Raw genomic sequence first — 18,907 nt, 5'->3', positions numbered from 1 at the left:
GAGGGACGCGGGAGTCCCGCCCCTCCTCTCCCCCGCACCTCGGACACGGTTCGCCCAGGTCCGCCGGATGCGGTAGAGTTCCTCCGGAACGAGGGCGTATAGCTCAGTCGGTTAGAGCGCATCCCTGATAAGGATGAGGCCCCAGGTTCAAGTCCTGGTACGCCCACCCTCATAAGCTGCGAGAAGGCCCCTGTCGGATCACCGACAGGGGCCTTTGACAGCAGTGGTGACAGCAACGGTGTCAGTCGCCGTCCCCGAAGAGAGCGTCGCCCAGTCGGCCGAGTCCCTCTCGCTGTGTCGCTTCGTCGCTATGCGGATAGATCTCCATGGTGACCGAGATGCGGCTGTGCCCCAGGATCTCCATCGCGTCCCGGGGAGCCACGCCCGCCTGTTTGAGCAGCGAGGCCACCGAGTGGCGTAGGTCGTGGAGCCGGATCACCCGCAGCGGAGACGCGGCGACCAGGCGCTCGAAGGAGCGTGAGAAGCTGCGCGGCTGGATCGCCCGGCCGGTCCGGGTGGTGAACACCAGGCCGGTCTCCTCCCAGCTCTCCCCCGCCCGACGCTTGTGGTCGGACTGCCACCGGGCCTGTTCCAGCAGGGCGTCCCTCGCCCAGGGCAGCAGCGGGAGCGAACGCCGGCCCGCCCGCGTCTTGACGTCCACCAGGGCCAGCGCCCCGTCCACCCGCTGGACTTGTCGCTTGATCGACAAGACGTCGCGTTCCAGGTCCACGTCGTCCCAGGACAGACCCAGCACCTCCCCCGTCGCAGCCCGTAGAGGAGCATCAATACGAAGGCCGGGTGGAGCGGATGCGAACGCGCGTACTCCAGGAAGCGTTTCGCCTCCTCGGCGTTCCAGGGCCTGACTCGTTCCGGCCGTTCGGCTCGGGTGGTCTTCCCCGTGGGAGTCGGCATCTAGGCGGCCCCCTCCATCACACTCGCCTTCACCGTCGAGGAGTCACCAGCGGCCATGGCGTCGATGTCGTCGTCACAGACGTAGGCCGCTCGCACCCGGACCGGTATGGGCGAGCCCTCCACGCGGACGAAGGCCACGCCGGGAAGGTCCGGGTCGACCAGATGGGCGTTGGCCCCACGCTCCCGCGCCCCTTCCCCGAGCACCATGTCGACCTGTGAGGCTTCGTCCAGGCGCAGGGCGATCTTGTCGGGGAAGAGGTTGCGCAGGTTCATGACCTCCTTGCGCGGGTCCTGCAACGCGGCGAGGACGCAGAACCCCACCGACCGACCCTGGGACGTCAGGGTCGCGATGGCGTTCTCCGCACGCCGCCGCACGTCGCGGTCGGGGTGGTAGGCGGTCAAAAACGCCACCTCGTCCAGCACCACCACGACGAAGGGGTCCGAGGTCGAGGGGGCATGGGCGCGCTGCTTGCCCGCGTAGCGTTCGGCTCGTTCCCGCATGTCGGCCACGGCCTGTTCCAGCAGGGCCACCGCGGATTCCCCGTCGTCGGCATAGGAGGCGAACAGGCGCCGGCCATAGGACAGCTCCATCCGCTTGGGATCGATCGCGCGGACCTGCGCCGTCCCCGCCTGCATCGCGGGGAGCATGGCGCGGATGGCCGACCAGATCACCGAGCCCTTCCCCGCGCCCGTCACCCCGACCACGAGCACGTGGGTGCCGTGCAGACGCAGCCGCCACGGTGTTCCGTCCTCTTGGAGTCCCACGGGCAGCGCGCCGAGGTCGGGGACGGCTGGAACGTCGAGCGCGGCGATCGGTTCGGCGAGGGTGTCGTGGCGGGGGAACTCCAGCACCACGTCCCGGGGACCGAGCACCGTCACCCGGCAGGAGGCCGCGCCGAAGCCGTGCGCCAGCTCGGTGACGCGGTTCTCGAAGTCGACCGGAGCCGTGCCCGCCACCAGGCGCACCCGCACCCGGTCGGCCCACTCCGAACAGGTCACCTTGCGAATGCGGGGAAGGTAGTGGCGTTCGGCGTAGGTCTCGGCCAACCCCGCCACCACGAGCACCGGTTGCCACTGCCGCGCATACACCCACCACCACCGCCAGGTCGCCAGGACACGCAGGCCCACCCAGCGGCGGAACGTCGACGGCCGACGCCGCCACCACACCAACAGGCCCACGTCCACCAGCGACCAGACGACGGCCAGGGCCACCCAGCCGAAGACGTGCCAGACCAGAACGGAGGCGGTGAGGGAAGCGCAGGCGAGGGGGAAGCGGAACGGCAGCTTGACCACCAAGGTCAAGAGACGGAACAGCCAGCGAGCCGCGATCAGCGCCGCCGGAGTGGGCAGCACCGGAGTAGCGAACCGGAAGGACTGTGCCGGGACCGGAGTGGTCACCGACACCTGTTGAGACGCCGGAGGAGGAGACCACATCAGCGCTCACCTCCCGCCGCGCGGGCCAGGCGGGCACGGGCGGCGTCGAGCTGGGCATGGGCGATCGCCGCCACCTCCACCGCCTCGGGGTCGAAGGAGTGCGCGGCGATCCGGGACAGCAGGTCGGCCTTGCGTTCGAAGAACACCACGTCTTCGGCTGGAGTCGGCGGAGTGGGGTCTGTGGAGCGTTCGCGGACCAGGGCGAGGAACTCGGAGATCTCCCGGGTGGATACGGGAGAGGGCTGGTCAGCCATAATGAGACACACCTCTTCTGTGGTTCATCGGTTGGGAAGCCGAACGGAGATCAGAGGGGTGAAGGGGCGGCTCGGTGTTGCAGCACCAGGCCGCCCCGCTCATGCCGGGAGGGGTTAGGCGGCGTCCTTGGCCGCACGGCGAGCCGGAACGCCAGGCGCCTTGAGGCCGCGTGCCCGCAGGGAGTAGGCCACCCGGGGACGGCGCCCGTTGTCATCGACGTAGGGCATGACCGACATGGACTCGAACTCCACCGGCCGGAACGGCAGCCCCGCCACCTCCTCCGGCAGGGTGGGGCACACCTCGGAGGCCACCTTGACCTTCACGCTCTTGGCCTTGCCGCGCGCCTCGGGGTCGGCGTCGATCACCTCCACCGCCCACAGGGGAAGACCGGTCTCCTTGTCCAGCTGCGGTCGCTTGGTCTCGAAATCGGTGATCGCCTCCACCCCCAGAGCGAAGGCGCCGTGCGGGAACACCGTCCCGAACTCCACCGGCAACGCACCCTGAATCGCCATCAGTCAGCACCTCTCTAAAGACGTCCACTCGACCACTTGTCCGATCGAGTTAAGAGCCAGGGTAGTCGGCCCAACTTAATCAGACAAGTGACTAAGTGGCTAGGCTTCTCCTGTTCCTACACGGCCGAGTAGGAGTCCTCCAATTCATGCAGGTCACCGGGGAGAACTACTTCGGCGACGGCAAGCACCTCCCCCGAGGTGTCCACTATCCGCGCGACGATCCCGAGCACCGGGGTTCCCTTTTCGAGCCCGAGATACTCGTTCTCCTCTTCGGTGGCCAGCCGCGCGCTGAGTCGCTCGAAGACCCGTGAAGGGCGGAGTTGCTTGACACGCTGGATGTGTTCACGTGCGCCAATGCTGATCGGAGAAGGGACTCCCAGGTCCGTTCCTTCGGCCACATCCAGGGGAAACCACAACGTCACCAGTTCGCTCGGTTCGTCGTCGACGAGTACCAGGCGCCGCCGCATGATTGCCGGAGCGTTCTCGGGCAGGCCAATCGCCTCAGCGATGGTCGCGGGAACGGACACCCGTCCCGCACGGGCGATCCGGTCGCTCTTGGAGTTCTCTGGAGCTTCAAAGGCACTCGCCCCGGCGTGCGAACGTTCAACAGCCTGGTGAGGAACGCCCTTGACGAACGAACCGCGCCCGTGTTCGCGTTCGATCCATCCCTGCATGCTGAGGATCTGAAGGGCGCGGACGACCGTGGACCGCCCCGCGCCGAACTCACGCACCAAACGCGCCTCGGAGGGGAGCTTCTCGCCCACCGGGTAGGTGCCGTCCTCGATCCGCTCTTGGAGTGTTCGGACGATCTGCGCGTATTTGGGAGGCGTGAACTCCAGGCCTGACATGTTGACCACTCAGTTAGTCCATTACTCGTTTGGTCGAGACTACTTGAGCCGTACGGCTCAAATCCACTTACGAACGCGGAGCGGCGCTTTGACAAGCGTCAGAGGGCTTGCCAGTCCACCGCGCGTTCCACTGCGTAGACCCGAAGGCTGTCCGCAGTGGCCCCGCAGACCGTGCGCCGCTCCGTTTCAACCAGGGCGCGAGCGACCAGTACCACATCACCACGTGCCGCTTCGTCCCCGGAAGTCAGGACCGGAGAGACAACCTGGCGGACGTGGTTGCACGACGCTCCGTTGACCTCGTGCCACAAGCCCACGATGTAGGTTGCCCTGAGCCGCCGCAGGGCTATGACCTTGGGCAGGGCACACTGATAGCGCCTGACCACACGTTCGCCGTTCGACTGGACGAACTCCGCCTCGTAGGTGATCGACCGCCAGTCCTCGGCGACGACACGGACCCGGGCTTCTCCTGGACGCATCTATACCCCCCTGGCAACTCCGGTTCTTTGGCTTTGAGGTCCGTACTCGGTCACGACTGAGGAGGGCCGGCGCCCCCGTCACGGGCACACACCCTTTCCCCGGCATACGGAGCAGGAGACGACGCGCGTCACCGGTTCGCGTGTGGTGGACGAACGCACGACGACCAGCCTTCGAGGGCGGACGGTCTTCCAGCCACGACCCCGGCAGGCCCGGCATTGTTGCGGAGCGGAGGCAGACACGGAATTGCTCCTCGGGGGACTGTGGTGGTGCGCTTCACCGTGGGGCCGAAGGCACCGTCCACACCAGCAAACTCAGAAGCCAACTCATCAACATGAGGCGAACTCATTTACTCATGTACATGAGTCATGTAGGCAAGAGTGCCTTACCTATGTACACAAGTCAATCCTCTTGGAGCGAAGACGAGAAGAGAACGTACGGTTAGTCCGTCGCGGGAATCCGGTAGTCGAGCACGAACTGATCAGCCGCCATGATCGTGTCGCAGACCTCCACCACGCGCCCTGTCGTGGTCACTGCGTTGCGGGTGAGGTGGATGACGGGAGAGCCGGGGCTCAACCGCAGCGCGGTCGCTTCCTGCTTGGTCGCGATGCGCGCCCGAATGGTCTCGATGTACTCCGCGAACTCGTGCCCGTGGTCCTCCAGCCGCGCATAGATACCGCCGCCACCCGGATTCTCCTCGAACAGTTCGGGGATGTCCCGCGCCACGTCCCACGGCAGATACGATGTCGCTTCCTCGGTCGGGGTTCCGTCGCTGAAGTACAGGCGGCGTCGGGCCAGTACCTTGGCGCCTTCCTCCACGCCCAGGCGGTCGGCGATCTCTCGCGGAACGGGAACCGGACCGATCGAGAGCACCTGGACCGTGGGCTTCACTCCCGCCTGTTCGGTCTCCGCGATGTAGGCGGCCTTGCCGGCCCGCCGGTGTGAACGCCGGAAGCGATCCGAGGACTTGCGTGTCACCGGAGGGCGCGACTTCACGAACGAGCCCTTGCCCTGGTAGGTCACCACCAGGCCAACCGTGCGCAATTCGGCGACGGCCTTGCGGACTGTTCCCGAGGAGACGCCGTAACGCTCCATCAGCGCAGCCTCACTGGGAATCTCCTCGCCCGGAGCCAGATGGCCGGTCTTGATCTGCTCCTCGATGTCGTCAGCGATCTGGAGGTACATCGGCTTCGCCGACCTTGCCCCTACTGTGCTCGCCATAGTCCTTGGGTACCTCCTATGCTCCTGTACATGGGTAACAGCACCGGAGACGCCCCGTCAACGCCGCTGCATTCGGTGTCAGTGGCGGGAGCCGTCATCCGCGAGGACGGGCGGATACTGGCCATACGTCGCCGGGACAACGGCACGTGGGAACCGCCCGGCGGAGTTCTGGAGCTGGGCGAGACACCCGAAGACGGTGTCATCCGAGAGGTGCAGGAGGAGACCGGCGTCCTGGTGAAAGTGGACCGCCTCACCGGCGTCTACAAGAACATGACCCGCGGAATCATCGCTCTAGTCTTCCGCTGCCAACCCGCCGGAGGCCAAGAACACCCCTCCTCGGAATCGACCGCCGTCGCCTGGCTCACCCCCGAAGAGGTGAAAGAACGGATGACAGAGGCCTACTCGGTCCGCCTCTTGGACGCCTTGGACGGCGACGCGCCCCATGTCCGCGCACACGACGGCAAACGCCTACAACCAGCACGTTAGTTGGGTACCTCGCCCCTCCGGCATCGACTGCCGAATCTAGCCGTATGGGATCAAGGCGACGGCGCTTCGCGCCGTCGCTCCGGCTTGCTGTCCGCCGCTCGGGCTGCGGGCTGCCGCCCGGTCCCGAGCGCGGACGACGGCCACACTAATCGGCTCATGATGCGGCCCGAAGACGAACGGTTGCCGTTCGAACGAACTCGGCTGATGACGTGCTCGGATCCCGAGGCGCTCGGTCGCGCGGCCCTGTCTGTCTTCGGTTGCCGGCCTCAGCGCGGCCAAGCACCTCGGACCGGAACCCCGGTCGCCGAACGCTGTGGTCGGGGGGAGTCTGGGCTGAGGCAGGAGCGAGCACGTCCCGCCGCTGTGGTCGCTGGCCGCCTACCGCACGTCGCCCAGGTCAGTGGGAATCAGATGACAGCAACGGTGACAGCAACGCCATCGGACACGAGGGGACGCAGACGACCGTTAGCGGACGCCCGCTCCAGGTGGGGACGCTTCCACCGTCGAGGCCGATCGAACTGATAAGGATGAGGCCCCAGGTTCAAGTCCTGGTACGCCCACCCTCATAAGCTGCGAGAAGGCCCACCGAAGACTCGGTGGGCCTTTCGCGTACAGCAGCGAAGTGCAGTCATCGCCTTGTCGACATGACCGTTCGGCGTCCGGCGGTGTCGGCGCTCTGGACGCGAACGCGCCCCGGCGGCAGCGCCACCCGGGACCGTGTTCGATCCGGGGTCGGGACCGCCGGCCCTGACCGGTGGCCCCGTGGGTTCACGCCTGGACGCCGGCCCCGGGCTCCTGGGCCCGCGGCCCGCGCTCCCCCGGCCCTGCCGTGGCCTCCGGGTTGTACCCGAGCCTGCCCCGGGTCGCCACGAGCAGCACGGCGGAGGCCAGGCCGAAGGCGAGGAGGATGACGTTGGTGCCGTCGGCGTGCGTGGCACCGATCGAGGGGAACATGAAGCCCATGACGATCGACATGAAGTTGTTGACGCTGGCGTGCAACAGGATCGCGATCGGCAGGCTCTCACCGGTCCGGTTGAAGACCCAGGTCATCACCACGCTGATGAAGACGCACGAGAAGGTGAAGTTGATGGGGTCGGCCCACGTCCCGTGCGGGAAGCCGCCCCACTCGGTGAGGAACAGCGGCAGGTGCCAGATCCCCCAGATCACACCGAGGATGACCGTACCGCGTAGCGGCCCGAAGTAGGGCTGCATCCGGGGCAGGGCGAAGTCGCGCCAGCCCGGCTCCTCGGCGATGCCGGTGGTCACGAACTGCAGGACGAGGCCGGGGACGTAGACCGCGAGCACCATGAGCGGCGGTACCCGGACGTCCCCGCCGGAGAACGGGAGAGCACAGACGATGAGCGCCGCCGGAACGCCCAGCACGGCCAGCGCGTACCAGCGCCAGTTCATCCGCCACTTCAGCAGGCGCCCCGTCCAACGTCGCAGCCCCTTCCGGCCGTCGGCGACGGCGGTGACGAGGAAGGCCGAGAAGATCGGGCCGAGGTAGGCACCGGGGAGCATCAGGAGGAGCTGCGACGCCAGTCCGGGGAGCTCGAAGTCCAGCAGGCCCAGGCCGTGGTTGGAGAGGATGTAGGGGATCCAGGCGATCCAGCTCAAGCCGATCGCCAGGGTGAAGAAGCTCGTCATCGGCCGGCGCTTGATGAGACCGCGCCATCCGGTCACCTGTCCGGGGGGTACGGGGTTGGTCATGGGGCGTCCTTCAATTGCGAGTAGGGGAAATCGGCGTCGGTACCGCCGGGAGCCCGGGCGAGCCCCCGCCGTGGTGGTCCGCGGTGGGCAGGGACGCGGATGGATTCCGGTGGAGGTGTGGACGCCCCGGTCGTCGTGTCGACAGGTCGACCGGGGCGTCACGGTGCCGGCTCCCTCGCCGTAGACCTCGGTCACCACACGGAGGCGCACCGCCCACGGGGGCGGGTGGCCCGGTCGCCGCCGGCCGGGGTGGTGACGTCGTGGCCTGGGGCCGGGAGGTCCACGTCCGACGTGTGTCCGGTCGTCACCCGATGCTCCGTTCTCTCGCCTGGGGGCGCGTTCCCCGACACGCGCGCGACGGTGCACGGCGGGGGCGGTTTCCGTCGGCGGTCTCGGGAGCCCGTCCGGGTACGGACCGAAGAGCGGCCGGCCGCCCGCGTGCGCGAAGGGGGCGCGATGGGGTGGACCGCCGGATCGCGTCTGTAAGGATCTCGGCTCGGGCGGGGCGCGGACCAGTGCCGTACACCTTGATCGGCCGTGCAGAATGCATGAAACGGACGCCTGGTTCGAACGGCTGAAATAACGGGTCGAAGCGCTAGGGTGAGCCCCCGTGACGATCCTCATCATCACGCTGGTGGGGTTGACCACTCCCCTGTTCTTCAGTCAGCCGACCGTGGCGACACTCGGGTTCCTCGCGCTCCAGCTCGTCCACTGTCTGCCGCAGACGAGACGGTTGCGAAGCTGGTGGACGCTCGCGGCCCAGGCGGCGCTGTTCCCATGGAGCGAGCCGAAGGCGTTCCTGGCCGCCTCGGTGCTGCTGATCGTGCCGGGCCGCATCCGCTGGGCGGTGTTCGGCGCCGTCGCCGTCGCGGCCGGTCTGCTGTCGGGCGCCGATCTCTACGCCGGGGTGAGCGCGGCGGGGAACACGCTGATCATGGGACTGGTCGTCTTCGGGCTCACCCGGCTCAGCGACCTGCGCAGTGAACTGCACGCGGCTCGCAGGGAGCTGGCCGCCCAGTCCGTGGCCGACGAACGCGAACGGATCTCCCGGGACCTGGACGGCATTCTCGGCTCGACGCTGTCGGCCGTCATCGGGCTGGCCGATAAGAGGCGCCCGGCCGAGATCCTGGAGCTGACCCGGGATGCCGCCGCGCGGGTCCGGCAGGCCCCCGTGTCCCGGCCGGACACGGTTCCCCAGGCCGATATGACGCCGCGTCTCGCGCTGCCCATCGCGCTCAGCGGACTGGCCATCTACGTGGTCGGCAGCCTGGTCTTCACCCTGGCCGACCCGGAGCCGTCCACCGTGGTCGGGTGCGCCATCGTGCTGTCCGTCGTGGGGCTACAGATCCACCACGTGCTCTCCCACCGTCCTGGTGCGCGGCCCCGGCACCTCGTCTGGACGCTCCCCCTCCAGACGGTGTTGGCGTTCGTTCCCCTGTTCCGTCCCGAGTTCGAGCTCGTCCACAGCCTGGTCAGTCTCGCGGCGGCGTCGGCGCTGATCACGGTTCCCGGCCGCGGGGCATCGTGGACCCTGTTCGCCGCCATCGTCGTGGGCGAGGCGGTGGTCGTCCTCGTGGCGAAGTCCGTCCCCCTCATCGTCGTCCTGGTGTCGACGGTCGCCACCGTGTCGGTCGCGATGATGTTCTACGGTCTCGCGCTGCTCACCCGGCTCGTCACCCAGGTGCACGAGGCCCGGTCGGCGCTCGCGGCGATCGCCGTGGCCAAGGAGCGCCGCCGCATCGCGGCCGACGTCCACGACCTGCTCGGCTACGGCCTGTCCGCCATCACCGTCAAGGCCGAACTCGCCGCCCGCGCCCCCGAACGCGCGGACACGGAGTTCCGGGACATCGCGCGGATGGCCCGTAGGGCCCTCGCCGACCTCCGCTCCATCCCCCACGGCGACTCGGAGATCTCGCTGGGCGCGGAGATCGCCTCGGCCCACGACATCCTCACCGCCGCGGGCGTCGACGTGCGACTCGACATCGACCCCGGCCCGCTCGACGATCGGCTCGACGCGCTGCTGGCCACCGTGCTCCGCGAAGCGGTCACCAACGTCCTGCGGCACAGCCGGGCCGGCGTCGTCACCGTCCAGGTCGTCTCCGCCGCCGACCAGGTCCGCCTGCGCGTGGCCAACGATGGTGTCCTGCCCGATCCGGCCGGCGACTACGGCGACGAGCGGACCAGCCGGGGCGGCGGCAACGGCATCATCAACCTCGCGGCGCGGGTGGCGGTGACGGGAGGTGAACTCACCAGTGGGCCTATCGGCGATGGCGGATACGAGCTCGTCGTGACCCACCCGGCGCCTCGGGGGACGGGCTGCGGCGCCCCCGCTCCGGCGCGGACGGGCGGGTGAGACGGCGCATCACAGCCATCCGGCCTCGGTCGCGATGCGTACGGCGTCCAGGCGGTTGCGCGCACCGAGCTTGGTGACGATCGTCCCGAGGTAGTTGCGCACCGTCCCCTTGGCCAGGTGGAGCCGCGCGGCGATCTCGCCTGGTTCGTCGCCCTCGCCGGCCAGGCGCAGTACCTCCACCTCCCTGTCCGTCAACGGGTTCGCGCGGGCCTCGATGGTGGCGGTGGCGAGGTCCGGGTCGATCACCCGTTCACCGGCCGCGACCCGCCGGATCGCGCCGGCCAGCTCGGCGGGGGGCGCGTCCTTCAGCATGAAGCCCAGGGCCTTGGCGGACAGCGCCCTGCGCAGCACGTCTGGACGTCCGTTCTGGGTGAGGATCAAGGTACGGCACTCGGGGGCCTGCTCGGCGATCATCGAGGCGGCCTGGAGGCCGTCGATGCCCGGCATCTGGACGTCGAGGACGGCGACGTCGGGGCGGTGTTCGAGGACGGCGGGCATGACGGCCTCCCCCGAGGACACGTCCGCGACCACCTCGACGTCGGGTTCCATGTCCAGCAACGCCACCAGCGCGCCCCGGATCAGATGCATGTCCTCGGCCAGCACAACCCTGATCACGCCACGTCCCCTCGCCTCGCCCACGGACACGTCATGGTATTGCCGTGTCCCGGGACCGCGGCGGCCGGAGCCGAGCGGCGCCGTCCGGCGGCGATGGGTCAGCCGACCGCGGCGATCTTGACGTCGCTCAGGACGAGTGAGATCGCCAGGACTCCCAGGAGGGCGCCCATGGCGACCCGTTGCACCAGCAGCCAGGTGGGCCGGCCGGTCACGAGCCCGGCGATCGCCCCGGCGGCCACCACGATGGCCAGGTTCACCGAGACGGCCACCAGGATCTGGAGACCTCCCAGCACGAGTCCCTGGACCAGGATGCCACCCGACTCCAGGTTGATGAATTGCGGAATGATCGAGATATACAGGATGGCGATTTTCGGATTGAGGAGATTCGTCATCAGGCCCATGGTGAACAACCGGCGCGGCGGATCCGCGGGGACGTCGCGCACGGCGAACACCGATACACTTCCGGGCCGGATGGTCGTCCAGGCGAGCCACAGCAGGTAGAGGGCACCGGCCACCTTGATCGCGGTGAGCAGTTCGGGGAGCGCGGTGAACAGGACCGCCAGACCGAGATTGGCGCCCACCAGGTAGACCAGGAAGCCCACCGCCACCCCGGCCAGCGAGACGAGGCCCGCGCGACGCCCCTGGCCGACGCTGCGCGACACCAGGTGCATCATGTTGGGTCCGGGGGACAGCACCATCCCCAGGGCGATCGAGACGACACCGACGACCGCGCTCTGCTCGGCCAATTCCGGACCTCTTCTCCGCGGGGGATTCCGAGGCCGTCGACCTCGACACGAAGTTAGCCGTGTTCTTTTGTCGAGTGCAATATGAAGAATTGTTCTCGGTGCAATGTCGTGTTTTTCTTCTTTCGGGTTACCGAATGGAGGACGCGAATGGATGACTATCGCCGGGTGGCCGACGAGATCGCCGGGCGGATCGTGTCGGGACGCCTGCGGCCGGGGGACCGGTTGCCGACGCAACGCGCCTTCGCCCGGCAGCGCGGTATCGCCAACTCCACCGCCGCCCGGGTCTACGCGGAGCTGTCCCGGCGGGGATTGACGCTGGGCGAGGTGGGCCGGGGGACCTTCGTGCGCGCCTCCACCCCGAGGCCCGGGCCCGCGCTGGCCGAGCCCTCCGACGGGAAGATCGACCTGGAGCTGAACCATCCGGTCGTCCCCGGGCAGGCCGGCCTCCTCGCGGAGGGGATCTCCCCCCTCTTGCGCCCCGACGTCTTGGACGAGGCCATGCGTCCGGTCGGCACGTCGGGGACGGCGCCCGCCAGAGCGCTCTTCGCCGACCTGCTGTCCCGCCCCGGGTGGCGGCCGGATCCCGCCCGGATCCTGTTCGCCGCCAACGGACGTCAGGCCGTCTCCGCGGCGGTCTCGGCGCTCGTCCGGCCGGGAGCCCGGCTGGGCGTCGAGGAGCTCACCTATCCGGCGGTCAGGGCGATCGCGGCCCGACTCGGGGTCACCGTCGTCGCCATCCCGCTCGACGAGGAGGGGATGATCCCCGAGGCGGTCGAGGAGGCCGCGCGCGTCGCCCCGCTGTCGGCGGTCTACCTGCAACCGACCCTGCACAACCCCCTGTCGCTCTCCATGACCGAACGGCGCCGGATCGAGCTCGCCGGTCTCCTCTCCCGCCTGGGGGTCAACGCGATCGAGGACGGCGTGTGGACCTTCCTGCGCGACACCGTCCCGCCTTTGGCGTCCTTCGCCCCGGAGCGGACGATCTTCGTGGACAGTCTCTCCAAGCGCGTCGCGCCCGGCCTCGGCGTCGGTTTCATGGCGGTCCCCGAACCCCTGGTGCCGGAGGTGGCCGCGGCCTTGCGCGCGGGAGGGGGAATGCCGATGCGCTTCGCCCTGGAGGCGGCGACCCGTTGGCTGACCGACGGTGTCGTCCGCGCGGTGGCCGAGGCCAAGCGGCGCGATGTCGGCCGCAGGCATCGAATCGCCGCCGAACGCCTCGACGGTTTCGCGGTACGGGACGATCCCTGCTCCTACTACTGCTGGTGGGACCTGTCCGAGGGGTGGCGGGCCGACACCTTCGTGGCCGCCGCCGCGCGGCACGGGATCGGTGTGACCCCGGCGGCGGCGTTCGCGGTCGACCCGCGCCGGGCGCCCAACGCCGTTCGGATCGGGCTCGCCTCCCCGCCCGAGGAGGCGCTGTCCCGCGCCCTGGCGACGCTGGCCGGAATCGCCCGGACCGCTCCGGAGGAGCTCGTCTCCGAGTGGTGAGGCGGGGCCGGACCGCCGCGCCGGGTGCGGGGGGCGGGCCGGGAGGGGACCGGCGGTCCCCCGGGGGCGCGGTCTCTTCTACGGCGACCCTCACCGCTGTCTCGAATCATGAGATTTCTGTCCATTTATTGGATGGCGAGTCTAGACTCGACGGTGGCCTCGGCGCTGTCGAGGTCACCGTCGACGACGTGAGGTGGTCTGTCGTGAGCGATCCCCGTCCCCAGCCCTCGGCCCGCGTCCGCGCCGTCGGCAGCTCCCCCGTCCGTGAAATCCTCGCCCTCACCGCCCGCCCCGGCGTCATCTCCTTCGCCGGCGGCCTGCCCGCCCCCGAACTGTTCGACGCCGACGCGCTGCGCGCCGCGTTCGACCACGTGCTCACCACGCGGCCCGCACAGGTCCTCCAGTACTCCACCACCGAGGGCGACCCCGATCTCCGCGCGGCGCTCGCCGCCCGGATCACCGGCTCGGGCCTTCCCACCGCCCCCGACGACCTCCTCGTCACCACGGGCTCCCAACAGGGACTCTCCCTCGTCGCCGCGGCCCTGCTCGACCCCGGCGACGTGGTCCTCGTCGAACAGCCGGCCTACCTGGCCGCGATCCAGTGCTTCACGCTCGCCGGAGCCAGGGTCGTCCCGGTCCCCGGTGACGCCGACGGGATCGACCCGGACGCGCTCGACGCCGCGGTGGCCCGGGAGCGGCCGTCCCTGCTCTACCTCGTTCCCACCTTCTCCAACCCCACCGGCCGCACGCTGCCCGGCGAGCGCCGCCGCCGCGTCGCCGAGATCGCCGCCCGGCACGGTCTGTGGATCGTCGAGGACGACCCCTACGGGGAGCTGCGCTACCGCGGCGAACCACTGCCGCCCATCGCCGCGCAGCCCGCCGCGGCCGACCGGACGATCCTGCTCGGCAGCCTGTCCAAGATCATGGCCCCGGGGATGCGCCTGGGCTGGTTGCGCTCCCCCGCCGGTCCGCGTCGTTCGCTCGTCGTCGCCAAGCAGGCGGCCGACCTGCACACCTCGACGGTCGTCCAGGCCGCGGCGGCCACCTACCTCGCCAAGACGGGACTCGACGACCACGTCGCGCGGATCCGCGCCGCCTACGCGCCGCGGCGTGACGCGATGCTCGCCGCGCTCCCCCGGGCCCTGCCCGAGGGCAGCGTGTGGAGCGATCCCGACGGCGGCATGTTCGTCTGGGTGCGCCTGCCCGGTGACGTCGACACGGGGGAGCTCCTGCATCGAGCCCTGGAGCACGATGTCGCCTTCGTGCCTGGATACCCCTTCTACGTGGACTCCCCCGACCGTGCCACCCTGCGCCTGTCGTTCACCACCTACGGGCCGGCCGAGATCGAGGAGGGGCTGGACCGCCTGGGCCGGGCCCTGCGGGGATGAGAGCGATCCGATGGACTCGGCGACTCGCCGCCTTGACGACGCGGGGACATGTCGATTCGGCGATGAGCGGAGATGTCCACCCGTCGACCTGGGACGAGGGCCCCGGCGCAGGCCGGAGCCCTCGGGACGGGGCCGGGATCAGGCGGTGATGTTGATGGGCGAGCTCGGCGTGCTCACGTTGCGCACCTGGTAGGTCGCGGAGAACGACCCCTGGGTCGCCGCCGTGGGGCAACCGAAGCCGCCGGTCACCTCGACCGGGACCGTGTCGCCGGCGAACACCAGGGTGCTGGCGGGGTTCCCGTTGGTCCAGTCGCCGGCCACGCTCGCCGGGCCGTCCGGAGCGGTCACGGCGTGGCAGGACGCGAGCCCGCTCGTCTGGACCTCCAGGCCGCCCTGCGGGATCTGGAAGGACACGGTGGACGGGGAACCGTGCTGCGCGGAGATCCCCCACGTTCCCGACGTGGTGACCTGCGCGTTGACCAACGGCATGTTGGTCCGGCAGTTGGTGAAGGTGGGCGCGTTGATCGTCGAGGTGACCGGCCCGGCCGGGTTGCTGTTGGCCGTCGGGACCTGGTTGGCGGAGTTCGTGCCGAGGGGCTGCGACGGCGCCGACTGGGAGACGCTGCACGTGACGGTCACGGAGCCGACCGTCAGCGTGGCGGAGTTGCTGAGCGAGGCGGAGAAGTAGTCACCGGCCGGACCGACGGTGGTGGAGCCCGCGGCCAGCGCGGGGGCCGCGGCCATGCCCACGACGGCGGCGGCGCCGACGGCGGTCAGGCCACCGCGCAGCAGGAGGGACGGGAGGCAGGCGGATCGGGACGTCGAAGAGCGGGTGGTTCGCACGCTGATCTCCTTCTTCCTACCGGGAAAGAGCACCGATCGGTCCGTGGACGGGGCCACCGTCGCGGACGTCCGTACGGACGGGTCACCGGGTTAATGCGCACACCGGGGAACCGGCATGACACACGAGCCGGGGGCGGGATCACCGATCGGTCAGTGGGGGCGGTCCAGGGCTTCCTCAGCCGTGGGGCCGCTCCCCGGGGCGGCGGGAGCGGGAGGCCCGCCGCCGTCCTGGGAGCGCCGCGCCGAGCGCCGGCCGCGCCGGCTGCTTCGGGGGCGCGCGGTGGGACGCCAGGCGAACATCAGGCCCCCGCCGACGAAGGCGAGGAGGCTGCCGATGACGAACCCACCGAGATTCGACATCACCAGCGCCCCCAGCCCGATCAGGGTGGTGAGGACACCGGTGATGGTGTGCTGTTGCGGGGACGCCCACGTGATCATGCCGAGGGCGATGAGGAAGACCCCCATGAGCACCGAGGGGACGCCGGCGATGCCCTGGGCGATCATGACGGACACCGGGGCCAGGGGAAGGACGCAGATCTCCGCGCCGGCCAGCATCGTCAGCAGGCCGCCCCAGAACGGGCGTCGTCGCCGCCACGCGCGGAACCGGCGTCGCGGCCCCGGCCGGGACGAGGGGCCGCGCTGCTTCCCGGAAGACCGCCTGGCCATCGCTTCTTCTTCCTCTCTCGTCGACATCACCCGCGCTGGAGGCGTCCGCGCGCCGGGAGGTGGCGCGCGGACGGGTCAGAAGCACTCGGCGTCGCCGCGCGCCACCGCCAGGTGTAGACCGGAGAGCCGGAAGGAGCCGGCGTTCGCGGCCCACGCGGTCTGCTCCAGGCCGCGCACCGAGATGGTGTCGCCCTGCATGCCGAACAGGTCCTGCACGCCCTGTCCACCGCTGGGCCCCTTGTCCAGGGTCGAGGCGTCACGGCCGATCTCCAGGTTGGAGAACTCGGTGTCGCCCGCCATCTGGGTCATGTCGATGAAGAGATTCGACGCTTCGACGGGGGTGCCGTCGGTGCCGGCGGAGAGCTTGAGGGAGACCTTCCCGAGGATCGGGAACTCGGTGATCACCGATTGGCACAGCGAGGTGATCTCGGCCTCGCGGATCGCCGCGACGGCGACCGGGTGGACGTCACCGCGAACGCTTTGGTCAAGGGAGCCGTAGATGGCGACGCCCTCGCCGTTCATCTCGTCGGCCGAGATCTTGAACTGCTGTCCGGAGACCGCGAAGGAGGCGGCGATCGCCCCGTTGGCGATCGCGAACACCAGGGCTCCGGCGCCGAGGGCTGCGGGAGCGGTCAGCAGGGCGAAGCGCCGCCAGCTGGTGTGGCTGCCCTCCCGCTCCTGCTCCTCCTGATCCAGGGGTTCTTCGACCATGGATGATTCCTTCCTCGGAGGCGTGCCGCCGCGCTCGTCCGTCCCCCGGCGCCGGTGAGTGCGGTGGATCGTTTCCGTTTCCGAAAGTGATCTGTGACACGTCCATGTGTGAGTGGGGTAATCATGTAATGGCACGCCATGGTGTTTCAAGGGCGTTTCACGCTGTTTTTCCGGCGGCGGGAACAAACTCGCAGACCCCTCGCCGGAACATTCCCTTTCCCCTTCCCACCTGCGAGGACGGTGGAGGAGGAGCGGTACGGGCGCGATGTGGAAGCGGCCGTTCGCCGGCGCTTTCGTGTCCGCCTGAGGGGCGCTTTGTCACGCGGGTGACAAAGACGCGCCCGGTCGAGCGGAGGTTCGCGGGGTGTCGCCGTCTCCGGTGAGCGGGCGCGCGAGAGGGGCGAGCGGACCGTTGACAGTGTGGATGGGTCACCGTACGTTGCAGGGGCCGGTTCGGGGCGCGACGGAACGGACTCGTCAGACTGCCCGAGGCCGGGAGGACGTGTGCGGTTTCGCGACACCGAGCCCAGTAGCCGCCCCTGGGAGGAACTCCCGGCCGAGCTCGCCGACATCCTCGAACCCGAGGTGGAGGTCCTCGCCGAGGAGATCGTCCAGGCGATCCTCGCCGGGATACCGGAATTCGCGCGTCCTTTGAACGACGTGTACGGGCGCACCGTCCGCCTCGGCGTCGAACGGGCCCTCCACCACTTCCTGGACCTGGTCCGCGGTCCCTCCCAGACCCAGGTCAACGGAGAACGGATCTACCGCAGGCTGGGCCGCAACGAGTTCCGCGAGGGGCGGAGCCTCGACGCCCTCCACAGCGCCTACCGGCTCGGCACCCGCATCGCCTGGCGTCGCCTGGCCCGCCGCGCGGAGCGGGCCGGCCAGTCGGCCGCGGTCCTCGCCCTGCTCGCCGAGGCCGTCTTCGCCTACCTGGACGGAATCGCGGCGGAGTCCCTGGCCGGTTACGCCGAGGCGCAGGCCAGGTCCGCGGGGGCGCGCGAACACTTCCGGCGCCGTCTCCTCACCCTTCTCCTCGCCGAACCCGCGGCGGACCGGGAGAGCATGGAGATGGCTGCGCGGCTCGCCGGCTGGCGCCTCCCCGACCAGGTCGCCTGCGTCGCGCTGCGTTCCGGGGTCGAGGTCTCCCCCACCAGGCGGTTACGGATGGACGCCGACCATCTGTTGGACACGGACCGCCCCGACCCGTGTCTCCTCGTCCCGGCTCCGGTGACGGAGCAGGACCGGCGGGCCATCGAGGACGTCCTCGGCGAGGAGCCGACCGTGATCGGTCCGGTGGTGGACCTCCATGAGGCGTCCCTGTCGTTCCGCTGGGCCAAGCAGGGCCTGAACCTGAGGGAACGCGGCATTCTTCCCGGGGAGGGGCTGCTCTCCTGTGACGATCACCTGCTGGTCCTGCTCCTCTTCCAGGACGAACGCCTGCTGGCCCGTCTCGGCGAACGCAGTCTCGGGCCTTTCGAGGGGCTTGCAGAGAAGCGCGCGGCGAAGCTCGCCGAGACCCTCCTCGCCTGGTTGGTCACCAGGGGAGGCGGCGCTCCGGAGACCGCGGCGATGCTGGGCGTGCACCCACAGACGGTCCGTTACCGGATGAACCACGTCGAACGGCTCTTCGGCGATCGACTGCGGGATCCGCAGGTCCGCTTCGAGCTGGAGATGGTGCTGCGGGCCCGCCGGTTGCGTGAGCTCGAGGGGGACGGGAGGTGAGGGCCGGGACGGTGTTCCGGGACGCCTCCGAGCTGGTGGCGCGGATCACCCTTGATCGAGTTGGTACTCCGCGAAACGCTGACTATAGTTCTTCGAGTCGCCTGAAACGGGGCAGGTTCTGAGCCTCCTCGGGGCGGCGGTCTTCTTCGGGCGTAACGGACATCTTCTGATGGACGTGCCCGAGCATCGAAACGGCAGTGACCACTTTCGTGTCATGGCATCATTGTCATGTCCATGACTCGTTGTGGGCAATTCGTGTCGATGTTCAGGAAGTTCGGAAATCGCCGGTTTGGCGGGGTCGGAACGCCCTGATAAAGTGAAGACACAACGGAACGCGGGACCCGGACACACTCCGGAAAACGCGAACCGATTCCCGGTTTCATCAGGGAAACACCGGAAAGCGCCGATTCGACGCCGGACGGAACACCTGATAAAGTGGGAACACAACAAAGCGGAAGCACCGCCTCTGCGGAAGAGCGTCGGACGAGGGTTCGGGCTTGTAGGCGAGGATGCGGTTGTT

At 69.4% G+C, this 18,907-nt stretch carries 18 protein-coding genes and 1 tRNA gene; 6 read left to right on the top strand and 13 right to left on the bottom strand.

From position 1 onward, the window contains the following. Positions 1 to 92: 92 nt before the first annotated feature. Positions 93 to 166, top strand: a tRNA-Ile gene (locus ACYVHU_RS14520). Positions 167 to 241: 75 nt separating this feature from the next. Here ACYVHU_RS14520 and ACYVHU_RS14515 read toward each other — a convergent pair. From ACYVHU_RS14515 to ACYVHU_RS14485, 7 genes are all read right to left on the bottom strand, one after another. Next, the gene (locus tag ACYVHU_RS14515; RefSeq protein ID WP_159457265.1) at positions 242 to 754 is read right to left on the bottom strand and encodes a site-specific integrase; all 513 of its coding nucleotides are present in this window, start codon (positions 752 to 754) and stop codon (positions 242 to 244) included. 158 nt (positions 755 to 912) lie between these two features. Next, entirely contained in the window at positions 913 to 2,349 is a 1,437-nt protein-coding gene (locus ACYVHU_RS14510) for an FtsK/SpoIIIE domain-containing protein (protein WP_498948857.1), read from the bottom strand. Then, positions 2,346 to 2,600: a hypothetical protein gene (locus ACYVHU_RS14505; RefSeq protein ID WP_078762033.1), complete on the bottom strand. Its 255-nt coding sequence runs from the start codon at positions 2,598 to 2,600 to the stop codon at positions 2,346 to 2,348. The genes ACYVHU_RS14510 and ACYVHU_RS14505 overlap by 4 nt, the downstream gene beginning before the upstream one ends. A gap of 114 nt (positions 2,601 to 2,714) precedes the next feature. Continuing rightward, the gene (locus ACYVHU_RS14500; RefSeq protein ID WP_078762034.1) at positions 2,715 to 3,113 is read right to left on the bottom strand and encodes a plasmid replication, integration and excision activator; all 399 of its coding nucleotides are present in this window, start codon (positions 3,111 to 3,113) and stop codon (positions 2,715 to 2,717) included. A gap of 116 nt (positions 3,114 to 3,229) precedes the next feature. Then, the gene (locus ACYVHU_RS14495) at positions 3,230 to 3,961 is read right to left on the bottom strand and encodes a GntR family transcriptional regulator (RefSeq protein ID WP_432941586.1); all 732 of its coding nucleotides are present in this window, start codon (positions 3,959 to 3,961) and stop codon (positions 3,230 to 3,232) included. A gap of 98 nt (positions 3,962 to 4,059) precedes the next feature. Further along, positions 4,060 to 4,437: a hypothetical protein gene (locus ACYVHU_RS14490; RefSeq protein ID WP_432937788.1), complete on the bottom strand. Its 378-nt coding sequence runs from the start codon at positions 4,435 to 4,437 to the stop codon at positions 4,060 to 4,062. A gap of 439 nt (positions 4,438 to 4,876) precedes the next feature. Then, positions 4,877 to 5,656, bottom strand: coding sequence for a GntR family transcriptional regulator (locus ACYVHU_RS14485; RefSeq protein ID WP_432937791.1), 780 nt, complete (start codon positions 5,654 to 5,656; stop codon positions 4,877 to 4,879). Positions 5,657 to 5,674: 18 nt separating this feature from the next. Between ACYVHU_RS14485 and ACYVHU_RS14480 the strand changes: the two genes are divergently transcribed. Further along, positions 5,675 to 6,142, top strand: coding sequence for an NUDIX hydrolase (locus ACYVHU_RS14480; RefSeq protein ID WP_498948765.1), 468 nt, complete (start codon positions 5,675 to 5,677; stop codon positions 6,140 to 6,142). Positions 6,143 to 6,910: 768 nt separating this feature from the next. Here the strand turns inward: ACYVHU_RS14480 and ACYVHU_RS14475 are convergent. Further along, the gene (locus ACYVHU_RS14475) at positions 6,911 to 7,852 is read right to left on the bottom strand and encodes a CPBP family intramembrane glutamic endopeptidase (RefSeq protein ID WP_078762041.1); all 942 of its coding nucleotides are present in this window, start codon (positions 7,850 to 7,852) and stop codon (positions 6,911 to 6,913) included. Positions 7,853 to 8,462: 610 nt separating this feature from the next. Here ACYVHU_RS14475 and ACYVHU_RS14470 point away from each other — a divergent pair. Continuing rightward, positions 8,463 to 10,205, top strand: coding sequence for a sensor histidine kinase (locus ACYVHU_RS14470; RefSeq protein ID WP_498948763.1), 1,743 nt, complete (start codon positions 8,463 to 8,465; stop codon positions 10,203 to 10,205). Positions 10,206 to 10,214: 9 nt separating this feature from the next. On the opposite strand, the gene ACYVHU_RS14465 is transcribed toward ACYVHU_RS14470, so the two are convergent. Then, on the bottom strand, positions 10,215 to 10,820 hold the full coding sequence (locus ACYVHU_RS14465) for a response regulator transcription factor (RefSeq protein WP_078762043.1): 606 nt from the start codon (positions 10,818 to 10,820) through the stop codon (positions 10,215 to 10,217). 98 nt (positions 10,821 to 10,918) lie between these two features. Next, positions 10,919 to 11,566 carry a LysE family translocator gene (locus tag ACYVHU_RS14460; RefSeq protein ID WP_498948760.1) on the bottom strand — a complete coding sequence of 216 codons (648 nt, stop codon included), beginning with the start codon at positions 11,564 to 11,566 and terminating at the stop codon, positions 10,919 to 10,921. A gap of 147 nt (positions 11,567 to 11,713) precedes the next feature. Here ACYVHU_RS14460 and ACYVHU_RS14455 point away from each other — a divergent pair, with 147 nt between their 5' ends. Beyond that, positions 11,714 to 13,054: an aminotransferase-like domain-containing protein gene (locus ACYVHU_RS14455; protein WP_498948759.1), complete on the top strand. Its 1,341-nt coding sequence runs from the start codon at positions 11,714 to 11,716 to the stop codon at positions 13,052 to 13,054. Between the two features lie 203 nt (positions 13,055 to 13,257). After that, positions 13,258 to 14,442 carry an aminotransferase-like domain-containing protein gene (locus ACYVHU_RS14450; protein WP_498948757.1) on the top strand — a complete coding sequence of 395 codons (1,185 nt, stop codon included), beginning with the start codon at positions 13,258 to 13,260 and terminating at the stop codon, positions 14,440 to 14,442. Between the two features lie 138 nt (positions 14,443 to 14,580). On the opposite strand, the gene ACYVHU_RS14445 is transcribed toward ACYVHU_RS14450, so the two are convergent. The 3 genes from ACYVHU_RS14445 to ACYVHU_RS14435 form a co-directional block, all read right to left on the bottom strand. Next, positions 14,581 to 15,285, bottom strand: coding sequence for a hypothetical protein (locus ACYVHU_RS14445; protein WP_235000970.1), 705 nt, complete (start codon positions 15,283 to 15,285; stop codon positions 14,581 to 14,583). A gap of 150 nt (positions 15,286 to 15,435) precedes the next feature. After that, on the bottom strand, positions 15,436 to 15,951 hold the full coding sequence (locus ACYVHU_RS14440) for a DUF6114 domain-containing protein (RefSeq protein ID WP_200813634.1): 516 nt from the start codon (positions 15,949 to 15,951) through the stop codon (positions 15,436 to 15,438). 75 nt (positions 15,952 to 16,026) lie between these two features. Then, complete coding sequence (locus ACYVHU_RS14435; protein WP_078762047.1) at positions 16,027 to 16,662, bottom strand: DUF6230 family protein; 636 nt, start codon at positions 16,660 to 16,662, stop codon at positions 16,027 to 16,029. 504 nt (positions 16,663 to 17,166) lie between these two features. Here ACYVHU_RS14435 and ACYVHU_RS14430 point away from each other — a divergent pair. Next, a complete protein-coding gene (locus ACYVHU_RS14430; protein ID WP_498948755.1) occupies positions 17,167 to 18,387 on the top strand; it encodes a PucR family transcriptional regulator in 1,221 nt (406 codons plus the stop codon). Positions 18,388 to 18,907 lie beyond the last annotated feature (520 nt).

It is taken from the genome of Marinactinospora endophytica, from assembly GCF_054780875.1.
This window is presented reverse-complemented; position numbering and strand designations above follow the sequence as displayed.

Bases quoted from the DNA above. Each gene is read 5' to 3' on its own strand.
- ACYVHU_RS14500 (WP_078762034.1), bottom strand. From the start codon at position 3,113: ATGGCGATTCAGGGTGCGTTGCCGGTGGAGTTCGGGACGGTGTTCCCG.
- ACYVHU_RS14480 (WP_498948765.1), top strand. From the start codon at position 5,675: ATGCTCCTGTACATGGGTAACAGCACCGGAGACGCCCCGTCAACGCCG.
- ACYVHU_RS14440 (WP_200813634.1), bottom strand. From the start codon at position 15,951: ATGGCCAGGCGGTCTTCCGGGAAGCAGCGCGGCCCCTCGTCCCGGCCG.
- ACYVHU_RS14495 (WP_432941586.1), bottom strand. From the start codon at position 3,961: ATGTCAGGCCTGGAGTTCACGCCTCCCAAATACGCGCAGATCGTCCGA.
- ACYVHU_RS14505 (WP_078762033.1), bottom strand. From the start codon at position 2,600: ATGGCTGACCAGCCCTCTCCCGTATCCACCCGGGAGATCTCCGAGTTC.
- ACYVHU_RS14455 (WP_498948759.1), top strand. From the start codon at position 11,714: ATGGATGACTATCGCCGGGTGGCCGACGAGATCGCCGGGCGGATCGTG.
- ACYVHU_RS14490 (WP_432937788.1), bottom strand. From the start codon at position 4,437: ATGCGTCCAGGAGAAGCCCGGGTCCGTGTCGTCGCCGAGGACTGGCGG.
- ACYVHU_RS14475 (WP_078762041.1), bottom strand. From the start codon at position 7,852: ATGACCAACCCCGTACCCCCCGGACAGGTGACCGGATGGCGCGGTCTC.
- ACYVHU_RS14485 (WP_432937791.1), bottom strand. From the start codon at position 5,656: ATGGCGAGCACAGTAGGGGCAAGGTCGGCGAAGCCGATGTACCTCCAG.
- ACYVHU_RS14435 (WP_078762047.1), bottom strand. From the start codon at position 16,662: ATGGTCGAAGAACCCCTGGATCAGGAGGAGCAGGAGCGGGAGGGCAGC.